The 17,253-nt window shown below is 38.3% G+C and carries 15 protein-coding genes; 11 read left to right on the top strand and 4 right to left on the bottom strand.

The genetic code is table 11. The annotated features are described in order from the left end of the window. Window positions 1-10: 10 nt before the first annotated feature. The 3 genes from C7N65_RS05915 to gdpS all read right to left on the bottom strand — a co-directional run bounded on the left by C7N65_RS05915 (window position 11) and on the right by gdpS (window position 2,518). Window positions 11-505, bottom strand: coding sequence for a threonine/serine exporter family protein (locus C7N65_RS05915; RefSeq protein ID WP_199790662.1), 495 nt, complete (start codon window positions 503-505; stop codon window positions 11-13). Window positions 506-526: 21 nt separating this feature from the next. After that, entirely contained in the window at window positions 527-1,291 is a 765-nt protein-coding gene (locus C7N65_RS05920) for a threonine/serine exporter family protein (protein ID WP_105993556.1), read from the bottom strand. Between the two features lie 162 nt (window positions 1,292-1,453). Continuing rightward, the gene (gene gdpS / locus C7N65_RS05925; protein WP_105993557.1) at window positions 1,454-2,518 is read right to left on the bottom strand and encodes a GGDEF domain-containing protein GdpS; all 1,065 of its coding nucleotides are present in this window, start codon (window positions 2,516-2,518) and stop codon (window positions 1,454-1,456) included. Between the two features lie 243 nt (window positions 2,519-2,761). Here gdpS and C7N65_RS05930 point away from each other — a divergent pair, with 243 nt between their 5' ends. Then, window positions 2,762-3,820 (top strand): glycosyltransferase family 4 protein, encoded by a 1,059-nt coding sequence (locus tag C7N65_RS05930; protein ID WP_105993558.1) that lies wholly within the window; start codon window positions 2,762-2,764, stop codon window positions 3,818-3,820. A 71-nt stretch (window positions 3,821-3,891) separates the two neighbouring features. On the opposite strand, the gene C7N65_RS05935 is transcribed toward C7N65_RS05930, so the two are convergent. Beyond that, complete coding sequence (locus tag C7N65_RS05935) at window positions 3,892-4,533, bottom strand: YigZ family protein (protein WP_105993559.1); 642 nt, start codon at window positions 4,531-4,533, stop codon at window positions 3,892-3,894. A gap of 158 nt (window positions 4,534-4,691) precedes the next feature. Here C7N65_RS05935 and fakB1 point away from each other — a divergent pair, with 158 nt between their 5' ends. The 10 genes from fakB1 to uvrB all read left to right on the top strand — a co-directional run bounded on the left by fakB1 (window position 4,692) and on the right by uvrB (window position 17,251). Then, window positions 4,692-5,588 carry a fatty acid kinase binding subunit FakB1 gene (gene fakB1, locus C7N65_RS05940; RefSeq protein ID WP_105993560.1) on the top strand — a complete coding sequence of 299 codons (897 nt, stop codon included), beginning with the start codon at window positions 4,692-4,694 and terminating at the stop codon, window positions 5,586-5,588. Window positions 5,589-5,658: 70 nt separating this feature from the next. Next, window positions 5,659-6,981, top strand: a complete 1,323-nt coding sequence (locus C7N65_RS05945; protein WP_234019052.1) for a DEAD/DEAH box helicase family protein — start codon at window positions 5,659-5,661, stop codon at window positions 6,979-6,981. Then, a complete protein-coding gene (locus C7N65_RS05950; RefSeq protein WP_105993561.1) occupies window positions 6,968-7,648 on the top strand; it encodes a ComF family protein in 681 nt (226 codons plus the stop codon). Before C7N65_RS05945 ends, C7N65_RS05950 begins: the two co-directional genes overlap by 14 nt. Before the next feature lie 70 nt (window positions 7,649-7,718). Further along, complete coding sequence (gene hpf, locus C7N65_RS05955; protein ID WP_105993562.1) at window positions 7,719-8,282, top strand: ribosome hibernation-promoting factor, HPF/YfiA family; 564 nt, start codon at window positions 7,719-7,721, stop codon at window positions 8,280-8,282. A 336-nt stretch (window positions 8,283-8,618) separates the two neighbouring features. After that, window positions 8,619-11,147 (top strand): preprotein translocase subunit SecA, encoded by a 2,529-nt coding sequence (gene secA / locus C7N65_RS05960; protein WP_105993563.1) that lies wholly within the window; start codon window positions 8,619-8,621, stop codon window positions 11,145-11,147. 163 nt (window positions 11,148-11,310) lie between these two features. Continuing rightward, window positions 11,311-12,427, top strand: a protein-coding gene (gene prfB / locus C7N65_RS05965; RefSeq protein WP_105993564.1) for a peptide chain release factor 2 whose coding sequence is annotated in 2 segments (ribosomal slippage) — window positions 11,311-11,382 and window positions 11,384-12,427 — 1,116 coding nt in all. Because the reading frame shifts where the segments join, the coding sequence is not laid out codon by codon here. 321 nt (window positions 12,428-12,748) lie between these two features. Further along, window positions 12,749-13,717: a COG3942 and LysM peptidoglycan-binding domain-containing protein gene (locus C7N65_RS05970; protein WP_105993565.1), complete on the top strand. Its 969-nt coding sequence runs from the start codon at window positions 12,749-12,751 to the stop codon at window positions 13,715-13,717. Between the two features lie 337 nt (window positions 13,718-14,054). Next, window positions 14,055-14,696 (top strand): YfbR-like 5'-deoxynucleotidase, encoded by a 642-nt coding sequence (locus C7N65_RS05975; protein WP_105993566.1) that lies wholly within the window; start codon window positions 14,055-14,057, stop codon window positions 14,694-14,696. A gap of 7 nt (window positions 14,697-14,703) precedes the next feature. Next, the gene (locus C7N65_RS05980; protein WP_105993567.1) at window positions 14,704-14,946 is read left to right on the top strand and encodes a CsbA family protein; all 243 of its coding nucleotides are present in this window, start codon (window positions 14,704-14,706) and stop codon (window positions 14,944-14,946) included. 322 nt (window positions 14,947-15,268) lie between these two features. Beyond that, a complete protein-coding gene (uvrB, locus tag C7N65_RS05985) occupies window positions 15,269-17,251 on the top strand; it encodes an excinuclease ABC subunit UvrB (protein ID WP_105993568.1) in 1,983 nt (660 codons plus the stop codon). Window positions 17,252-17,253 lie beyond the last annotated feature (2 nt).

Raw genomic sequence — 17,253 nt, forward strand, 5'->3', positions numbered from 1 at the left:
TATGCACCTCTTATCCTCGATTATTCATATTAAATTGCTTCTTATATGATTTACCTTTCATTTTACCATAGTATATTCTAATTCGATTATAAATATGATAGCTGATTTCTGCACATAAGATACCGAATGCTATGGCACCTGAAATTAAAGTCACCTCTAAGAAGGTATTGACTGCGTGTGTATATTGGTTGGTAACTAAGAAACGTGTTGCTTCATACGCAGCACCCCCAGGTACAAGAGGAATAATACCAGGAACGATAAAGATAATAACCGGTTGGAAATAACGTTTTGCCATTGCGTGACTCATAATAGCCAAGATAAAGCTTCCAAGGAAAGAAGCAGCAACTTTTCCTAAATTCAAATCCATGGACAAGATATAAATCGTCCAGCCCATTGCGCCTACATAACCACAAGCAGGTAACAACTTACGCGGCGCGTTGAAAAGTATCGAAAACAGAGTTGTAGAACTAAAACTGATAATGAAATGGAATAAATAATGTAAGATCAATTCTGTAACACGCCTTTCTTAAAAGAAGAGTAAGATGATTGCGACGCCGGCACCGATTGCAAATGCGGTTAATGCCGCTTCCATTCCGCGCGACATACCAGCAAGCAATTCGCCAGCCATTAAATCTCTGATAGCATTTGTAATTAAGACACCCGGTACTAAGACCATGACACCAGAAATGGTGATAATGTCTTGGTTGACCGATAAGCCAAGCTTGTGGCTGATGGCGGCAACACTGACGACTACGATAGCACTGATGAATTCTGAGAAGAATTTGATTTGGATAAAGCGTTGTACAAAATCAAAGGTTAAATAAGCACCAGCGCCAGCAATAATTGCGAAGATAAAGTCTTGCGCAACACCGCCGAACATGAATAAGAAAAATCCGCAGGCGATAGACACTGCTAAAAACTTTGTTAAATATGAATATTGCAGCGAGGCATGCTCCAAATGAATCAATTCAGATTTTGCTTCGTCAATATTCAATTCGTGTTTTGCAATTTTACGAGAAATGTTATTGGCTAAAGCAATCTTTTCTAAATCCGTAGTTCTATCTCGGACTCGAATTAAACGCGTGTTCGTTCGATCGTTTAATGAGAAGATAATTGCTGTGTTAGATACAAAGCTGTTGGTATTATCTAACCCAAAGCTGTAAGCAATACGTGACATCGTATCTTCGACACGATATGTTTCCGCACCGCTTTCAAGTAAAATTTTTCCTGCCGTGAGCACAACATCGATAACTTTGTTCTCATCTATTATGGTAATTGCTTCTTCAGGCACCTTGTAGCTCTCCTTCTTGTTTGTATTGGTTGATACTTGAAAGTTTACAGGGAAGATTTAAATCTTGCAATAGAACGGCGGTGATTGCAATAGAATTGCAAAAAAAGAGACAAGAACATCGAATTTGTCCTTGTCTCTGAAGTATTCATCTGAAACAAAATATTATTTAACAATCGGGTTAAACATCACTTGGTTACGTCCTTCATTTTTTGCCATATGCAGCATATCATCTGCGTCTTTAAAGACTTTGCGCTGTGATTTATAGTCATCTTCTGTTAAATAGCCGATACCGATAGAAACAGAGAGTTTAATCACTTCTTTGTTCGGCAAGTGGAAAGAAGATTGTTCTACACCTGCACGAATGCTTTCAGCGAGTTTCACACTTTGATCCAGCGAGTAGCCGAGCAAGACGACTGAAAACTCCTCGCCGCCGTTTCTGAATATCTTCATATTCGGCGGAACATAATTTATCAGCAATTGTGAAATCTGCTTTAATACTGCATCCCCAGAACGATGTGTAAAGGCATCATTCACATCTTTAAAGCCGTCAATATCGATTAATAACAGACCTAGGCTTGTGTGTTTGCTGTCAGCTTTGTCAGTCATTTTATTTAAGTGTCGGTCGAATTCTTTTACATTGCCGAGTCCTGTTAAATAGTCAAAACGTTCTTCGCTTTCATACCGTTGAACTAATGTGAAGAAACGCCAAATATCGACAAAGATAATAGATGATGAAATCGTTAATACAAATGATATCGGAATAAGATAAATAATTTCTTGCAATGTATAGAGACGTGTAATCACTGATACAATGCTGAGTATAATCAGACTGATAACGTTTAAAATCTGCAGCGAAACGATATCATTCTGCTTGATAAACGGTCCGATGAAACTCACAGCCAAAGCAATGATGATTAAGGCAATGTTGTAAGATAACGGGTCGCCATATACAAACACGCCTATCACAAAGAGAATTGCGGCTGAGACCATTGTAAAGAATACATTTGTATAACGGCCTAAGAATAATAGCGGAACAAATGTTAAATAAAGTGAATAATTATGAACTGGAATAGGATATGCCGCAAGCAATAGCGCTACAACAGTCATAAGTATTGTGACGTAAGTTTGTGAAAACTTCATTTGTTTCGTTTCTGAATATTGCAACCTATGGAATAGGTAAATTCCTGCAACGGTAACAGAAATATTGTAAATGATAGCTTCAATCATTTCGATCGGCTCCTTTGTTTTACCACTTAGTTATTGTAAGTGAAAATATACATTTTGTCATCTCAAACATTGCTAAGAGTTGCCAGAATTTACTACAATTAATAATAATTCGTGTTAAAATAGATTATTAGTATTGTATACATATGAAAAACTGAAGGGAGGTTCCCTTGTCAAAAGACAGATAGCAGCGTGCTCATCTTATGTATAACATAATTTGAGAAGCATTTTGGCAATGGAAATAAGATGATAACACTTTTATTGATACTTATTTCAATGGTCGTCAGTGTAGTGTTGACACCGATTGTTATTAAAATATCCAAAAAACTGGATATTATGGATAAGCCGAACTATCGAAAAGTGCACACCAAACCTGTTTCTGTACTTGGCGGAACGGTGGTACTCTTTTCATTTGTGTTAGGCATTTGGATCGGCCATCCGATTGAACGCGAAATCATTCCACTGCTAATCGGTATGATTATTATGTACATTGTCGGCTTGATTGATGACGTGCATGAATTAAAACCTTTATATAAGTTATTCGGTCAATGTTTAGCCGCGCTGGTAGTTGTGTATCATGGTGTGACGATTGATTTCATTCAGTTGCCCTTCGGTACGATTCAATTCGGGATTTTAAGCATTCCCTTTACTGTCTTTTGGATTATCGCTATTACGAATGCCATCAACTTAATAGATGGTTTAGACGGTTTAGCAGCAGGGGTGTCTACCATTGCTTTTATGACTATCGGGTTTATTGCGATACTGCAAGCGGATATCTTCATCATGATGATTTGTTCTGTCATGATCGGTTCATTAATCGGATTCTTATTTTATAATTTCCATCCGGCTAAGATTTTCTTAGGGGACAGCGGTTCCTTGCAGCTGGGCTTTATTATCAGCTTTGTTTCACTGCTCGGGTTTAAGAATATTACATTCTTCTCACTATTCTTCCCGATGGTGATTTTAGCAGTACCTTTCATTGATACATTATTTGCGATGATCAGACGTGCAAAGAAGGGACAGCGTATTATGCAGCCGGATAAATCCCACCTGCATCATAAATTGCTGAAACTCGGTTATACACATCGTCAAACGGTTGTACTGATATATTCCATCGCGATTATGTTCAGTATTTCAAGTATTATTTTATACTTATCGCAACCATGGGGTGTTGTGATGATGTTGATCCTAATCTTAATTACGATTGAATTGATTGTTGAGTTTACTGGACTGATTGATGATAATTACAGACCATTGCTCGGACTCTTAGAAAGAAGAGCCAACCGAGGACATAAAAATAAATAACACTGAAATGAAACCGCCTAAGTTCTATGTCGATGATAGAGCTTGGGCGGTCTTTCATTTGAAATCATGTATTATTTTGTTTCGATATCAAAAGGCAAGCGTGTCACTGTGCCTTCATCTAATTCAAATTTGCCGGCAGTAATACGATTTAAAAAGGCGATAAAATCTTCATAGTCATCTTCTAATACATCGATTTTATAGCTGACTTTGTCAGTATAAATCGTATCTCTTAAGATGAAATCAGTAGATTGCAACTCGTATTCGAATTTGCCGGTTTGATCATAGCTGATTGTTACTGTAGTAGGAAGTGCATTGCGCAATTCTACGCGTCCGCCTTCTTTGATAGCATCTCGGACTGCACCGCTGTATGCTCTGATTAATCCGCCGGTGCCAAGTTTAATACCGCCGAAATATCGTGTCACTACAGCAGCTGTATTATGTGTTTCTAATTTTTTTAAGATTTCAAGCATCGGTACACCTGCAGTCCCGCTCGGTTCGCCGTCATCATTTGCTTTTTGTGTCAGCATATTATCGCCGATGGTATAGGCTGAACAGTTATGTGTTGCATCACGGTGTTCTTTTTTGACCGCTTCGATGAATGCTTTCGCTTCTTCTTCGGTTGCTACCGGCTTGATATGAGCAATAAACCGTGATTTGTTAATGACATTTTCAATCACGTATTCTTGCTTGATAGTAATAATATGATTCTCCATTGTATGACATCCTTTTATGCATTTCTTGAACGCAATTTGTTCTCAATCTTAACTCCTATTATACATGGCGAAACAGTTTTTTCTAAACGTAAGAATCGATTTTCTTTTCTAATGAAATAAGGTATGATTAAAAATGAGTATATTTGAGGAGGAAAACTATGAAGATTGCTGTAATGACGGATTCAACAACATCATTAACACAAGCTTTATTAGATAAATATGATATTTCAGTTGTGTCATTAAGTGTGACATTTGAAAACGGAGATAATTATACAGAGAGAGTCGATCTTGCGCCGAGTCAGTTGTATCAGCGTATGAAATCAGAGAAGAAGATTCCTACAACAAGTCAACCGGCAATCGGAGAAGTCGTCGAAGTCTATGAAAGACTAAAAGCAGAAGGCTATACAGATGTAATCGGCTTATACTTGTCTGCAGGTATCAGCGGAACGTATCAATCTGCAACACAAGCAGGCGAAATGGTAGACGGCATTAATGTACATTCATTCGATTCTAAATTGTCGGGTATGATTTTAGGCGGTTATGTCATTCATGCGGCACAACGTGCTAAAGAAGGCCTTTCAGCTGAAGCCATCATGGATGAGTTATATGAAATGAGAGACCATACAGGTGCGATGATTGTAGTAGATGACTTGAAGAACCTGCAAAAGAGCGGACGTATTACAGGTGCGCAAGCCTTTATCGGTACGCTGCTTAAGATGAAACCTGTTTTGAAGTTCGATGATGGTTTAATTGTTCCGGTTGATAAAGTACGTACGAAAAAGCGTGCGATCCAACGTATCGAAGACGGCGTATTAGAACAAGTCAAAGACTATGATGAAGTGACACTATATGTGGTTAATGGAGATTCAAAAGAAGATGGATTAAAGCTTTATGAAAGTCTGAAAAAGCGTTGTCCAGACCATTATGTCATCAACTATTCAGATTTCAGTCCGGTCATTGCTTCGCATTTAGGCGTCGGCAGTGTTGCGTTAGGCTTTACGAATAAAAGTCTTGAAGTCTTAGCAAATCGACCAGAGGATTATGTAGAAGAATAAAATTTAATAAGCAATAACAATATTTCGGGCAAATGAAGTGCGCTATGAAGCGGCTTGATTTGTCCCTTTTTTGTTTGAAGGAGGAATCATAATAATCAAACACTACGGCAAACTCGTCAGAAATACAGCGCATCTGACAGATGAAACAATCCTTTATCAAGGGCCTGGTGTCATAAAAGACAGCAAAGGCAAATGGTATTGCCGACAATGTGCAACACCGAATCAACACGATTATTATACGTATGCATCACCATTTCATCAGCAGACCATCACTTACTGCAGAAGGTGCTTGCAGCTGGGACGGATGGATACACTGCAAATGATTGCTGTGACAGAAACTGCACATTATAAAAGCTCGGGGGACTATCATTTGGATTTTCAACTCTCGCAGCAGCAAGCGTATGCTTCGTCGCATATTATCAGAGCTATTCAAACACAAGAAATGCTGCTGTTATATGCAGTAACAGGAGCAGGGAAGACAGAAATGATGTTTGAAAGTATCCGATATGCCAGGCAAGAAGGGCTGAATGTAGCAATTGTATCGCCAAGAGTCGATGTTGTCGTTGAAATCAGCAAGCGTATTATCGAAGCATTTTCTCATGAATCAATTGATGTGTTATATCAAGGTCAGTCACAAAAGTACTGCGGGCATTTTGTAGTTGCTACGGTCCATCAATTGTATCGGTTCAAACAACATTTCGACGTTATTTTTATTGATGAAGTGGATGCTTTCCCGCTTGCGATGGATCCGCTGTTAATGCAGACGCTGATTCATGCTTCTGCATCTTGCTATAGTCATATTTATATGACTGCTACACCCTCTAAACACTTGTTAAAGCAATTCAAAAAAGAAAATATTATTACTTTGCCGGCACGTTATCATAGAAAGCCGCTGCCTGTACCGAAGTTTCGCTATTTTAAATTCAAACCCAAGCGAATGCAGCCCTATTTACTGAAGCTGTTGCAAAAGCAGATTGAAAACAAACGTATTACTTTAGTGTTCTTTAACCAAATCGAAGCAATGGAACAAGCTTTAGTGCATTATCAAAAGCATTTTGATGATTTAGCTGCGGTGCATAGTGAAGATGTACTGCGTTTTGAAAAAGTTGAAGCATTAAGAGCGGGTAAACACCGAATCATTTTTACGACGACTATTTTAGAACGCGGCTTTACTATGGCACATTTAGATGTCATTGTACTAGAGAGCCAAACCTTCCAAGCTGCAGCACTGGTTCAGATTGCAGGGCGTACGGGACGCAAGTTGCAAGATACATCAGGTAATGTACTATTTCTGCATAATGGTGTAACTTTAGCGATGCTCAGTGCAAAGCACCAAATTCAGCGTATGAATCGACTGGGATTTGAGAAAGGGTGGTTAGATGCCAAGATGTAAACAATGTCTTGTGCCATTTCATGAGCCGTTAACTGCCGCAAATTTTTATAAATCGCCTGAAATATTATGCGAACGCTGCAGACTAGAGTGGGAGGCTTGCCGTTTAACAACAGTACACCGCTGCAAGCGTTGTTTGAAACCGTTAGCTGAAAAAGAAACCGTGTGTTTGGATTGTGCTTTTTTAGAACAAAAGTTTCAATTGATGCATCAGCTATACTGTGATTATCGTTATATCGGCAAAGTACGCGATACGATCCACCAATACAAAATAGCAGGGGATACTGCTTTGTGTGAGGTGATTGCGGATCGAATTCAGCTGCCGAAAGAAAAATACGACCTCATTATACCGATTCCCTCTCCAATCCTTAGAGACCAAAATAGAACCTTCAATCCTGTGCAGCAAGTACTGGATGCAAAAGGTATCCGTTATCAGGATGTGTTGCAGACGGACCTCAGACCGAAACAATCCAGCTTGAATAAGGTGATGCGTGCAAAAGCGGAGAATCCTTTTTATATCAACAATGAAAACGCAATCAAAAATCTTGAGAACAGTTCAATTTTACTCGTAGATGATATTTATACAACAGGTCTTACTGTTCATCATGCGATAGCAACGCTATTTGTCAGAAAAATTGGAAAAATAGATGTCTTTGCTTTCGCTAGGTAGTTGAAACATGTTATTATAATAGTGAGCATTACCAATCAAACATATATAGAGGTTAAAGGAGTCGATCACTATGATTAGATTTGAAATTCATGGAGACAACCTCACTATTACAGACGCAATCCGTAATTACATTGAGGACAAAGTTGGTAAACTAGAACGTTACTTTACAAATGTGCCGAACGTTGATGCACATGTAAAAGTAAAAACTTACGCAAATTCAAGCACTAAAATTGAAGTGACAATTCCGCTTAAAGACGTGACACTTCGTGCAGAAGAAAGAAACGATGATTTATATGCGGGAATTGATTTAATTACTAATAAATTAGAACGTCAAGTGCGTAAGTACAAAACACGCGTAAATCGTAAAAAACGCAAAGAGAATGAGAAAGAACCATTCCCAGCTATTCCAGAAACACCTCCGGAAGCAGCTGATCAAGATAAAGATGATGAAATCGAAATCATCCGTTCTAAACAATTCAGCTTGAAACCAATGGATTCTGAAGAAGCAGTATTACAAATGGACTTATTAGGTCATGACTTCTTCATTTTCACAGACCGTGATACAGATGGTACAAGCATCGTTTACCGCAGAAAAGATGGTAAATACGGTTTAATCGAAACAGTTGAAAATTAAGATTCATATGTAAGAGAAGGGGGCTTGCAGCTGTATCAGCTGCAAGTCTCTTTTTCTATTTCACAAAGATTAAGATTGTATTAATAGAATTGTATTTGATTGATTTAGGCAACTTAAACATGTCAGAATAAGAGAGATATGTGCATTTGGTGCAGAAATAACGCATCGAGCAATAGATACTTATGCATAGGGTAAAAGAAAAAGACTTGAATCGTAATAGTCAAAACAAGGGACAGACGGCTATTATAATGAGTATTTAAGTGTAAATTTGACGATATAAATGGTAAGATGAATTGTTGTAAGCCAAACAGTTTTTATACCAAAGGAGCGAACAGAATGGGTTTTTTATCAAAAATTGTTGACGGCAATAAAAGAGAAATCAAACGCCTAGGTAAGCAAGCTGACAAAGTACTCGCTTTAGAAGAAGAAATGTCAATTCTTACTGACGAAGAAATTAGAAACAAAACAAGAGAATTCCAAGAGAGAGTTCAAGCTGAAGAAGATGTAAGAAAGCAAGATAAAATATTAGATGAAATCCTTCCTGAAGCTTTTGCTTTAGTAAGAGAGGGAGCTAAACGCGTATTCAATATGATTCCTTACCGTGTCCAAGTGATGGGCGGTATTGCGATTCATAATGGCGATATTGCGGAAATGAGAACCGGTGAAGGTAAAACATTAACAGCTACGATGCCGACGTATTTAAACGCATTAGCAGGCCGTGGTGTACACGTTATTACAGTCAACGAATATTTATCAAGTGTACAAAGTGAAGAAATGGCTGAGCTGTATAACTTCTTAGGTTTATCAGTAGGGTTAAACTTAAACAGTTTATCTACTGCTGAAAAGCGCCAAGCTTATAAAGAAGATATTACGTATAGTACGAATAATGAATTAGGGTTCGACTATCTGCGCGACAACATGGTGAATTATGCGGAAGAACGTGTTATGCGTCCGCTGCACTTTGCTATCATTGATGAGGTCGACTCTATCTTAATCGACGAAGCGCGTACACCATTAATCATCTCAGGCGAAGCTGAAAAATCAACATCGCTTTATACGCAAGCAAACGTATTTGCGAAGATGTTGAAAGCGGAAGATGATTACAACTATGATGAGAAAACAAAATCTGTACAATTAACAGATCAAGGTGCAGATAAAGCTGAACGTATGTTTAAATTGGATAACTTATATGATTTAAACAACGTAGATATCATTACACATATCAACACAGCTTTACGTGCCAACTACACATTGCAGCGCGATGTTGACTACATGGTGACTGACGGCGAAGTCTTAATCGTTGACCAATTTACAGGTCGTACAATGCCGGGACGTCGTTTCTCTGAAGGTTTGCACCAAGCGATTGAAGCGAAAGAGGGCGTGCAAATCCAAAACGAATCTAAAACAATGGCATCGATTACGTTCCAAAACTTCTTCCGTATGTACAACAAATTGTCAGGTATGACAGGTACAGCGAAAACAGAGGAAGAAGAGTTCCGTAACATTTACAATATGACGGTGACGCAAATACCGACAAACCGTCCAGTTCAGCGTTTAGATAAACCTGACTTGATTTACATCAGTCAAAAAGGCAAATTCAACGCCGTTGTTGAAGATGTAGTGGAGAAACATAAAAAAGGCCAACCGATTCTATTAGGTACAGTTGCGGTTGAAACCAGTGAATATATTTCTAAACTATTGAAAAAACGCGGTGTACGCCATGATGTACTTAACGCGAAAAACCACGAACGCGAAGCAGAAATCGTATCGACTGCAGGTCAAAAAGGCGCAGTAACGATTGCGACAAACATGGCCGGACGCGGTACCGATATTAAATTAGGCGAAGGTGTAGAAGAATTAGGCGGCTTAGCAGTTATCGGTACAGAACGTCATGAATCACGCCGTATCGATGACCAATTACGTGGTCGTTCCGGACGTCAAGGCGACAAAGGCGAAAGTCGTTTCTACTTATCATTGCAAGACGAATTAATGGTACGTTTCGGTTCTGAACGATTACAAAACATGATGGGCCGTTTAGGTATGGATGATTCAACACCGATTGAATCTAAAATGGTATCGCGTGCAGTTGAATCTGCGCAAAAACGTGTTGAAGGGAACAACTTCGATGCACGTAAACGTATTCTTGAATATGACGAAGTATTGCGTAAACAACGTGAAATCATTTACGGTGAAAGAAATAACATTATTGATAACGAATCAAGTTCAGAACTTGTGCAAACAATGATGCGTTCTACATTAGACCGTGCTATCGGCAACTATGTCAATGAAGATATCGACGAAATAGATTATGAACCGTTCATCAACTATGTTGAGGATGTCTTCTTGCATGAAGGCGAATTGAGCGAGTCAGAAATCAAAGGCAAAGACCGCGAAGATATCTTTGATACAGTTTGGGCTAAAGTTGAACAAGCGTATGAAAATCAAAAAGCGAATATCCCTGAGCAATTCAATGAGTTCGAACGTATGATTTTATTACGTTCTATCGATAGCCGTTGGACAGACCATATCGATACAATGGATCAATTGCGTCAAGGTATTCACTTGCGTTCATATGGTCAGCAAAACCCATTGCGTGATTATCAAAACGAAGGACATCAGCTTTTCGATAACATGATGATGATGATTGAAGAAGATGTCAGCAAATATATCCTTAAGTCTGTAATCACAGTAGAAGATGATGTGGAACGTGATAAAGCAAAGGAGTATCAGGGGCAGCACGTCTCAGCTGAGGACGGCAAAGAAAAAGCTAAACCGAAGCCGATTGTAAAAGGCGACCAAGTAGGCCGAAATGATCCCTGCCCATGCGGAAGCGGCAAAAAATACAAAAACTGCTGCGGTAAATAATCAGCGTTGTTAAGAACCGCTGCGAGATGCTTTGACAAGAAGTGTATGCTTTTTGTCAATGCCTGCTTTTGGTTCTTTTTCTCATTCATGACAAGAGATGAAATATGCTAAAATAATACCAGTATAAAATGAAATGAAAATAAGTGTACAGGAGAGAGATAAGATGGAGCTATCTGAAATTAAGCGCAACATAGTCAATTACGAAGAAAAATTAGAACAACTTAGGGGGTCTCTTTGACTTAGAGGAAAAAGAGACAAACATCCAAGAATATGAAGAAATGATGACAGAACCGAATTTCTGGGATGATCAAAATAAAGCGCAAGAAATTATAGATAAAAACAATGCGTTGAAATCAGTGGTACAAGGTTACCGTGATTTAGAAGCAGAAATCGAAGATATGACAGCGACACATGAGCTGCTGCAAGAAGAATATGACGAAGACTTAAAAGCGGATCTGGAAGAAGAAACCAACAGTTTTAAAGAAAAATTGGACCAATTCGAATTGCAGCTGTTATTAAACGGACCTTATGATGTCAATAATGCAATTCTTGAATTGCATCCTGGTGCCGGCGGTACAGAGTCTCAAGACTGGGCAAGCATGTTATTGCGTATGTATCAGCGCTATGCAGAGAATAAAGGCTTTAAAGTGGAAGTGGCAGATTATCTGCCAGGTGATGAAGCGGGTGTTAAGAGTGTTACATTAGTGATTAAAGGACATAACGCTTATGGTTATTTAAAAGCTGAGAAAGGTGTACATCGTCTAGTACGTATTTCACCATTCGACTCTTCAGGCCGACGTCATACTTCATTCGTTTCATGCGATGTGATTCCTGAATTCAGTAATAATGAAATTGAAATCGATATTAACCCGGATGATATTACAGTAGATACGTTCCGTGCATCAGGTGCCGGCGGTCAGCACATCAACAAAACAGAATCTGCAATCCGTATTACCCACCATCCTACAGGCATTGTAGTAAACAACCAAAACGAACGTTCTCAAATCAAGAACCGTGAAGCAGCAATGAAAATGCTGAAATCGAAATTGTATCAATTGAAATTAGAAGAACAAGAACGTGAAATGGCAGAAATCCGAGGCGAACAAAAAGATATCGGATGGGGCAGCCAAATTCGTTCTTATGTCTTCCATCCATATTCAATGGTTAAAGATCATCGTACAAATGAAGAAACAGGTAATGTGAATGCGGTAATGGATGGAGATATCGGTCCATTCATCGAAGCTTACTTGCGTACACAAATGGATAATCGCGAAGCTTAATCTCTATACTTATGAAGGCCAGGACAGGAAATGTCTTGGCCTTTTCTTTTGCTGCAGCGAAAAAAGCGTTTCGCATAAAAATAATTTTAGATGTTTAATGCATAGATTAATATTACTGTTATGTGACATGAAAAGTTATTAAATAACCTATCGAGCATTGAAATGCCTATGATTTGCTTTAATTGACAGAAAGTTTGTTCAATTTAGAGTTTAAACGATAGTATAACGATTATATTACAAAATTATAACAAAGCCCCCAGGGTAAGAAAGTTGTGCTATATTGAATGCATTACAAATTGACAGCAAAGGATGAAATAATAAATGAAGAAAGCTTTATTACTATCAGCATCATCACTAACTTTACTTACATCATTAAATGGTGTTGCATCTGCAGAACAAACACACGTAGTTAAAGAAGATGCTAAGTTAAGCGAAGTTGCAGCTTTGTTTGCCACTACTACAGACGAGATTAAAAATTTAAACCAATTAAACCAAGACGAAGTTAAAAAAGATACTTCTTTAGTTTTACCTGATACAGACGTTGTAGAAGTCAAAGCTGGAGATACTTTAAAATCAATCGCAAAAGCACATAATATTACATTAGATACATTGTATAAATTAAACCCAGGTGTTTCTCACGTTATCTTACCTGGAGATATCTTAGCAGTTTCAGAAAAAGGCGCAGCGCATTTAGAAGCATTATATACTGGTAAAGCTGTACCAACTGAAGCACAAGCATCACAATCTAAACAAGATACAGCAGCTCCAAAAGCAGCTGCAAACTACGACGCACCGGCAAATACAACAGCAGCACCTGTAAACTATACATCAGATGCAGCTTACAACAGCTACAATACAAACTATACAAGCTATGAAGCACCAACTTACAACGCTACTGAAACATACAGTGCGCCAGCAGCTTCATACAGCGCTCCATCATATCAAACAAGCGCACCATCTTACTATTCAGGTGCTAACTTATACACTGCAGGACAATGTACTTATTACGCATTCAGTCGTGCAGGCGGCAACATCGGATCAACTTGGGGTAATGCAAATAACTGGGCGAACGCAGCAGCAGCGGCAGGACATACAGTTAACAATACACCAGCAGCTGGTTCAATCATGCAATCTTCAGCAGGTGCATACGGTCACGTAGCATACGTTGAAGGTGTTAACAGCGACGGTTCAGTTCGCGTATCTGAAATGAACTACGGTTACGGCCCAGGTGTTGTAACTTCACGTACAATTTCAGCAGGCCAAGCAGGCGGATATAACTACATCCACTAATTAATAATTGATATAGCGCACTGTTCTCTTTTGAGGACGGTGCTTTTTTTGTACCTTGTGCTATGAATAGATGAAGTCGAAAAATTGCTTGAGAAAGGGTAATATTAATTTAAAGTCGCTGTTGAAAATGGTAAAGTTAAATCAACTTTTAGTATTCGGGTTGTTCTTATATGAAATGCGGATGAATAAGAAATTTCTTTGACAAAGCATCAATATATTTTGAATAGAAAATAAAGAATGTTTGAATGAACTTGAATGATATGTTTTCAAAGTGCTTGCGCAATGCGAAGACATGCGCGTATAATATTCGATTAAATAGATAAGGGGTGAGCTCAACGTGGGTGTACATCAATATTTTAAAAGACTGTCTGATTTAGAAAAGCTGATACGCTTGCCTGGTAAGTTTAAGTATTTTGAGCATAATGTAGCAGCACATTCATTTAAAGTGACTAAAATTGCACAATATTTAGGTACAGTAGAAGAACAGCACGGCAATACGATTGATTGGAAGAGTTTATATGAAAAGGCTTTAAATCATGACTTTGCGGAAGTATTTACAGGAGATATCAAAACCCCGGTTAAATATGCGAGCAGTGATTTGAAAAAGTTGTTTTCCCAAGTGGAAGAAGAAATGGTAGATAACTTTATCAGAGAAGAATTCCCAGAGGAATATCAAGATGTGTATAGAGAACGTCTGCAAGAAGGCAAAGATGATTCATTAGAAGGTCAGATTTTGGCTGTCGCAGATAAAATAGATTTGCTTTATGAAACATTCGGAGAAATTCAAAAGCGTAATCCAGATTCGTTATTCTTCGAAATTTATGAAATGTCATTAGAAACAATTATGCAGTTTGATCATTTGGTCTCCGTACAAGACTTTATCGATAATGTGATACCTGAAATGCTGACAGAAAACTTTATTCCGCGTTCAGAATTGCGTGAGTTGACGATGTCAATTTTAAATAAAAGAGATGGGTGACTGACAAATGGTTCTCATTTGGTATCTTTGCGCCTCATTTTTCCCTTGTATCTTAGTGGTACTTTTCAGTGTCGTTACTAAGAACAAATGGGTCGGTGCAATTGTAACGTTGATGTTAATCGGCGGTTCGATTTATAAAGGATTCTTTCACAACGAGTGGATTATATTTATAGATGTCGTTTCATTGTTGGCAGGCTTTGTCATCGTGGATCAATTAAAACTGCATCAACATCATGAAGATGACCGTTAAATTGCAATACAGGTACTTGTCAAAGCAGAGACAAGTGCTTTTTTGTTTGGTAAAAAACTTCTGTTTTACGAACAGATGTTTGTATTTCTTTGACATGATTTGTTATAATACTAAGTGATGTAAATAGTTTGAAAACAAGTAATTGAGAGTATAAATAGAGTAAATAGATAGATTATATGAAAATTGAGAAGTTGCGAATTAACAAGCTTAATTGCAATCTCAACATGAAGTGAACGGTTGGGACAATGGTGGAATGTCTCAGCCTATTTATATTTTAGAGACGCTTCAGTATGCATCGTATAAAAAGGAGGATACCTGATTTATGGAACATCATCCATTTAAAGTGGTTTCAGAGTTTACACCTCAAGGAGACCAGCCTGCCGCAATTGAAAAGATTTCTAAAGGAATTAAGGAAGGCAAACATCATCAAACTTTGCTCGGTGCAACAGGGACAGGTAAAACTTTCACAATGAGCAACGTAATACAACAAGCCGGCAAGCCTACATTAGTACTTGCCCACAACAAGACTTTAGCAGGTCAGTTATACAACGAATTCAAAGCATTTTTCCCAGAAAACAGAGTAGAATATTTTGTCAGTTTCTATGATTATTATCAACCAGAAGCTTATGTACCTTCTACGGATACATTTATCGAAAAAGATGCGACAATTAACGACGAAATCGACCAATTACGCCACTCAGCTACAAGTTCATTATTCGAACGCGATGATGTAATTGTAGTTGCCAGTGTCAGCAGTATCTTCGGTTTAGGGGATCCGTCTGAATACAGCAGTTTGGTTGTCAACGTGCGTCGAGGCATGGAAATGGACCGCAGCCAATTCTTGCGCGGATTAGTAGATATCCAATATACACGTAACGATATCGACTTCAAACGCGGTACATTCAGAGTACGCGGCGATGTGGTAGAAGTCTTCCCGGCGTCTCGCGATGAAATGTGTATTCGTGTCGAATTCTTCGGTGATGAAATTGATCGTATCAGCGAAGTGAACTATTTAACAGGAGAAGTACTGCGTGAAAGAGACCACTTCTCTATTTATCCAGCATCTCACTTCGTAACGCGTGATGAAAAATTAGAGTTAGCCATCCAACGTATTGAAAAAGAACTTGCAGACCGTCTGAAATATTTAAGAGAAAATAACAAATTGTTAGAAGCGCAAAGACTGGAACAACGTACTAACTATGATTTAGAAATGATGAGAGAGATGGGCTTTGTTTCAGGAATCGAGAACTATTCTGTGCATTTAAACTTAAGAGACTATGGTTCTACACCTTATACATTGCTTGATTATTTCGGTGATGATTGGCTGATTATGATTGATGAATCACACGTGACTTTACCGCAAATCAGAGGGATGTATAACGGTGACAGAGCACGTAAACAAGTGCTGATTGATCACGGTTTCAGATTACCGAGTGCTTTAGATAACAGACCGTTAACGTTTGAAGAGTTTGAAAAGAAAGCGCATCAATTAGTATACGTTTCAGCAACACCAGGTCCTTATGAATTAGAACATTCAGATGAAGTGGTTGAGCAGATTATTCGACCGACAGGATTGCTGGACCCTAAAATAGATGTCCGTCCAACGAAAAATCAAATTGATGATTTATTAAGCGAGATTCAAGATAGAATCGATAAAAATGAACGTGTACTCATTACAACATTAACGAAAAAAATGAGTGAAGATTTAACGACTTATATGAAAGAAGCAGGTATCAAAGTCAACTATCTGCATTCTGAAATCAAGACATTAGAACGTATCGAAATTATTCGCGACTTAAGAATGGGCACTTATGATGCGGTTGTCGGTATCAACTTATTAAGAGAAGGTATCGATATTCCGGAAGTATCGCTAGTGGTGATACTTGATGCAGATAAAGAAGGCTTCTTGCGTTCAGAGCGTTCGTTAGTTCAAACTATCGGCCGTGCAGCACGTAACGAGCATGGTCAAGTGATTATGTACGCAGACAAAATTACAGATTCTATGAAATATGCGATGGATGAAACAGAACGCCGTCGCAAGATTCAACAAGCGTATAACGAAGAACATGGTATTACACCGAAAACCATCAAGAAGAAAATTCATGATGTTATCAGTGCTACTGTGGAAACAGAAGAAGAAAACGAACAAGAACAAAAAGTGGTACCTAAGAAATTAACGAAAAAAGAACGTGAAAAAACGATTGAAAATGTAGAAAAAGAAATGAAACAAGCAGCAAAAGCATTAGACTTTGAAAGAGCAACAGAATTACGAGACATGTTGTTTGAACTCAAAGCAGAAAGATGAGG

The sequence above is a fragment of the Staphylococcus simulans genome (assembly GCF_002994445.1).
GTDB classification, from domain to species: domain Bacteria; phylum Bacillota; class Bacilli; order Staphylococcales; family Staphylococcaceae; genus Staphylococcus; species Staphylococcus simulans_B.

Coding starts and splice junctions, on each gene's coding strand:
- gdpS (WP_105993557.1), bottom strand. CDS start 2,518: ATGATTGAAGCTATCATTTACAATATTTCTGTTACCGTTGCAGGAATT.
- fakB1 (WP_105993560.1), top strand. CDS start 4,692: ATGAAGATTGCTGTAATGACGGATTCAACAACATCATTAACACAAGCT.
- C7N65_RS05970 (WP_105993565.1), top strand. CDS start 12,749: ATGAAGAAAGCTTTATTACTATCAGCATCATCACTAACTTTACTTACA.
- hpf (WP_105993562.1), top strand. CDS start 7,719: ATGATTAGATTTGAAATTCATGGAGACAACCTCACTATTACAGACGCA.
- secA (WP_105993563.1), top strand. CDS start 8,619: ATGGGTTTTTTATCAAAAATTGTTGACGGCAATAAAAGAGAAATCAAA.
- C7N65_RS05980 (WP_105993567.1), top strand. CDS start 14,704: ATGGTTCTCATTTGGTATCTTTGCGCCTCATTTTTCCCTTGTATCTTA.
- C7N65_RS05935 (WP_105993559.1), bottom strand. CDS start 4,533: ATGGAGAATCATATTATTACTATCAAGCAAGAATACGTGATTGAAAAT.
- uvrB (WP_105993568.1), top strand. CDS start 15,269: ATGGAACATCATCCATTTAAAGTGGTTTCAGAGTTTACACCTCAAGGA.
- C7N65_RS05950 (WP_105993561.1), top strand. CDS start 6,968: ATGCCAAGATGTAAACAATGTCTTGTGCCATTTCATGAGCCGTTAACT.
- C7N65_RS05930 (WP_105993558.1), top strand. CDS start 2,762: ATGATAACACTTTTATTGATACTTATTTCAATGGTCGTCAGTGTAGTG.